Below are 4,989 nucleotides of genomic sequence, written 5' to 3' on the forward strand. Positions count from 1 at the left end.
AAAGTCTGGCAACGTTCTAATCTCGCAGGGCGTAAGCCCAACTACCTTCGACGCTAAAGAGCTTAACTTCTGTGTTCGGTATGGATACAGGTGTGTCCTCTTTGCTATCGCCACCAGACGAAAACTTTATACAATTATCTCCAATATCTACTCTTTTTCAATTCCAAAACTCTTGATTAAGTCCTCGACCTATTAGTTTTGGTCAGCTCCATATGTTACCATACTTCCACTCCCAACCTATTCTCCTTGTCGTCTTCAAGGGGTCTTAACTTACGTGGGAAATCTCATCTCGAGGGGGGCTTCATGCTTAGATGCTTTCAGCTCTTATCCCTTCCGTATTTAGCTACCCAGCTATGCCACTGGCGTGACAACTGGTACACCATTGATACGTCCATCCCGGTCCTCTCGTACTAAGGACAGCTCCTCTCAAATTTCCTACGCCCACGACGGATAGGGACCGAACTGTCTCACGACGTTCTGAACCCAGCTCGCGTACCGCTTTAATGGGCGAACAGCCCAACCCTTGGGACCGACTACAGCCCCAGGATGCGATGAGCCGACATCGAGGTGCCAAACCTCCCCGTCGATGTGGACTCTTGGGGGAGATAAGCCTGTTATCCCCAGGGTAGCTTTTATCCGTTGAGCGATGGCCCTTCCATTCGGTACCACCGGATCACTAAGTCCTGCTTTCGCACCTGCTCGAGTTGTCTCTCTCACAGTCAAGCTCCCTTCTGCCTTTACACTCTTTAAATGATTTCCAACCATTCTGAGGGAACCTTTGAACGCCTCCGTTACTCTTTAGGAGGCGACCGCCCCAGTCAAACTGCCCACCTGACACTGTCTCTGAGTTTTCTACTCTCTAGGTTAGAATTTCAATACAGCAAGGGTAGTATCCCAACATCGCCTCTCCGTATACTGGCGTACACGTCTCTTCGGCTCCTACCTATCCTGTACATACTGCATCAAAATTCAATATCAAGCTACAGTAAAGCTCCATGGGGTCTTTCCGTCCTGTCGCGGGTAACCTGCATCTTCACAGGTACTATGATTTCACCGAGTCCATCGTTGAGACAGTGCCCAAATCGTTACGCCTTTCGTGCGGGTCGGAACTTACCCGACAAGGAATTTCGCTACCTTAGGACCGTTATAGTTACGGCCGCCGTTTACTGGGGCTTCAATTCATACCTTCGCTTCCGCTAAGCACTCCTCTTAACCTTCCAGCACCGGGCAGGCGTCAGCCCCTATACTTCACCTTTCGGTTTTGCAGAGACCTGTGTTTTTGATAAACAGTCGCTTGGGCCTATTCACTGCGGCCTAGTCTCCTAGGCACCCCTTCTCCCGAAGTTACGGGGTCATTTTGCCGAGTTCCTTAACGATGGTTCTCTCGCTCACCTTAGAATTCTCTTCCCAACTACCTGTGTCGGTTTGCGGTACGGGCACCTCTTATCTCGATAGCGGCTTTTCTTGAGAGTTTGGTTTCAACAACTTCGTCTCATTTGACTCCCCATCACGCTTCAGTATTATCACTCGGCGGTTTTGCCTACCTCGCTACCTTTGCGCTTAGACGGACTATTCCATCAGTCCGATTGTCTAACCTCCTCTGTCCCCACTTCTCTCAATCGATATTCGGTGGTACAGGAATTTCTACCTGTTGTCCATCGGCTTCTCCTTTCGGATTCACCTTAGGTCCCGACTTACCCAGAGCGGACGAGCCTTCCTCTGGAAACCTTAGTCTTTCGGTGGATAGGATTCTCACCTATCTTTCGCTACTCACACCGGCATTCTCACTTCTAACCTCTCCACCTCACCTTCCAGTTCGGCTTCTCCGATGTTAGAACGCTCTCCTACCATATAACTTATCGTTATATCCGCAGTTTCGGTTGTATGTTTAGCCCCGGTACATTTTCGGCGCGATGTCACTCGACCAGTGAGCTATTACGCACTCTTTAAATGGTGGCTGCTTCTAAGCCAACATCCTGGTTGTCTGTGCATCATCACATCCTTTTCCACTTAACATACAATTTGGGACCTTAACTGGCGGTCTGGGCTGTTTCCCTTTCGACTACGAACCTTATCACCCGCAGTCTGACTCCCGTATCTATTTATTTGGCATTCGGAGTTTGTCTGAATTCGGTAACCCGGGATGGGCCCCTAGTCCAAACAGTGCTCTACCTCCAATAAACTCTATACGAGGCTAGCCCTAAAGCTATTTCGGAGAGAACCAGCTATCTCCAAGTTCGATTGGAATTTCTCCGCTACCCACAGCTCATCCAAACACTTTTCAACGTGTCCTGGTTCGGTCCTCCATTCAGTGTTACCTAAACTTCAACCTGGCCATGGGTAGATCACTTGGTTTCGGGTCTACTCCATCATACTATCTCGCCCTATTAAGACTCGCTTTCGCTTCGGCTCCGTGTCTTCCACTTAACCTTGCATGATAAAGTAACTCGCCGGTTCATTCTACAAAAGGCACGCCATCACACCTATACAGTGCTCTGACTATTTGTAAGCACACGGTTTCAGGTTCTCTTTCACTCCCCTCCCGGGGTTCTTTTCACCTTTCCCTCACGGTACTGGTTCACTATCGGTCACTAGGTAGTATTTAGCCTTACCAGATGGTCCTGGTAGATTCCAACGGAATTCCTCGTGTTCCGCTGTACTCAGGTACTATCTCTCGCTATCTCTTCATTTCGTTTACAGGGCTCTTACCTTCTTTGGCTCTCCTTCCCATGAGATTCTACTATAAATTAATATACGATTTCTTGATAGTCCTACAACCCCAATTAGTTTACTAATTGGTTTGGGCTCCTTCCTTTTCGCTCGCCGCTACTTAGGAAATCGATTTTTCTTTCTCTTCCTGCAGGTACTTAGATGTTTCAGTTCTCTGCGTTACCTCCCTCTCGGGTGACATGTCTTTACTCATGCCGGGTTCCCCCATTCGGATATCTACGGATCTTTGATTACTTACTTCTCCCCGTAGCGTTTCGTCGTTTGTCACGTCCTTCTTCGGCTCCTAGTGCCAAGGCATCCTCCGTGCGCTCTTCTCTACTTAATCTGTGTAGCTTTTCGCTTCGTTTCTTCCTTGAACTCTTTCTTGAATAAACTCTTTTTCTCGGTTTTCTTCTTGTAAATCTTGGTTTTAATTTGTATTTAGTTTTCTTTGTGCTTGAGTGCTTGAACACTCAAAACTAAACGAATTGTCAACTTTATTCCCTCTATCCTTAGAAAGGAGGTGATCCAGCCGCACCTTCCGATACGGCTACCTNGAGTGCTTGAACACTCAAAACTAAACGAATTGTCAACTTTATTCCCTCTATCCTTAGAAAGGAGGTGATCCAGCCGCACCTTCCGATACGGCTACCTTGTTACGACTTCACCCCAATCATCTATCCCACCGTGACCGGCTCCCTCCTTTCGGTTAGGCCACCGTCTTCGGGTGTTATAAACTCTCGTGGTGTGACGGGCGGTGTGTACAAGACCCGGGAACGTATTCACCGCGACATTCTGATTCGCGATTACTAGCGATTCCAGCTTCATGTAGTCGAGTTGCAGACTACAATCCGAACTGAGAATAGTTTTATGAGGTTCGCTTCCCCTTGCGAGTTCGCTTCTCTTTGTCCCTATCCATTGTAGTACGTGTGTAGCCCAAGTCATAAGGGGCATGATGATTTGACGTCATCCCCACCTTCCTCCAGTTTATCACTGGCAGTCTATCTAGAGTCCCCATCTTACTGCTGGCAACTAGATATAAGGGTTGCGCTCGTTGCGGGACTTAACCCAACATCTCACGACACGAGCTGACGACAACCATGCACCACCTGTATCAGTGTAATATGCAAAGCATATTAACAGTTCTATCTCTAAAACCCTCACTGTATGTCAAGACTTGGTAAGGTTCTTCGCGTTGCTTCGAATTAAACCACATACTCCACCGCTTGTGCGGGTCCCCGTCAATTCCTTTGAGTTTCAGTCTTGCGACCGTACTCCCCAGGCGGAGTGCTTAATGCGTTTGCTGCAGCACTGAAGTCTATCGACTCCAACACTTAGCACTCATCGTTTACGGCGTGGACTACCAGGGTATCTAATCCTGTTTGCTCCCCACGCTTTCGCGCCTCAGTGTCAGTTACAGGCCAAAAAGCCGCCTTCGCCACTGGTGTTCCTCCTAATCTCTACGCATTCCACCGCTACACTAGGAATTCCACTTTTCTCTCCTGCACTCAAGTATTACAGTTTCCAATGACCCTCCACGGTTGAGCCGTGGGCTTTCACATCAGACTTATTATACCACCTGCGCGCGCTTTACGCCCAATAATTCCGGACAACGCTTGCCACCTACGTATTACCGCGGCTGCTGGCACGTAGTTAGCCGTGGCTTTCTGGTTAGGTACCGTCTCTACTATATATAGTTACTATATAATCATTCTTCCCTAACAACAGAGTTTTACGAACCGAAATCCTTCTTCACTCACGCGGCGTTGCTCCGTCAGGCTTTCGCCCATTGCGGAAGATTCCCTACTGCTGCCTCCCGTAGGAGTCTGGGCCGTGTCTCAGTCCCAGTGTGGCCGTTCACCCTCTCAGGTCGGCTATGCATCGTCGCCTTGGTAGGCCTTTACCCCACCAACTAGCTAATGCACCGCAAAGCCATCTTATAGTGTTAGCCGAAACCAACTTTTAATATACTCTCATGCGAGTTTATATCTCATCCGGTATTAGCTACCGTTTCCAGTAGTTGTCCCAGTCTATAAGGCAGGTTCTTTACGTGTTACTCACCCGTTCGCCGCTAAGTATTATCAGTACAAGTACCGATAATACTTCGCTCGACTTGCATGTATTAGGCACGCCGCCAGCGTTCGTCCTGAGCCAGGATCAAACTCTCCAAATTACTTGTTAGCTTGATTAGCTCTCTTAAAAAAGTTTTTTTAGTTGTCTTTTCTTCAACTTCTTTTATCGGAATTAACGTTGACTTTTCGTTTAGTTTTCAATGTTCAA

Annotated in this window: 3 rRNA genes; all 3 read right to left on the reverse strand. The window is 48.0% G+C overall.

What is annotated here, in order from left to right:
- Nucleotides 1-3: 3 nt before the first annotated feature.
- A 5S ribosomal RNA gene (rrf, locus tag AC1XWJ_RS07670) occupies nt 4-118 on the reverse strand.
- A 54-nt stretch (nt 119-172) separates the two neighbouring features.
- A 23S ribosomal RNA gene (locus tag AC1XWJ_RS07675) occupies nt 173-3,055 on the reverse strand.
- Between the two features lie 268 nt (nt 3,056-3,323).
- Nucleotides 3,324-4,882 (reverse strand): 16S ribosomal RNA (locus AC1XWJ_RS07680).
- Together the 16S, 23S and 5S rRNA genes form the textbook arrangement of a ribosomal RNA operon.
- Nucleotides 4,883-4,989 lie beyond the last annotated feature (107 nt).

The sequence above is a fragment of the Gemelliphila sp. 1F1 genome (genome assembly GCF_056897515.1).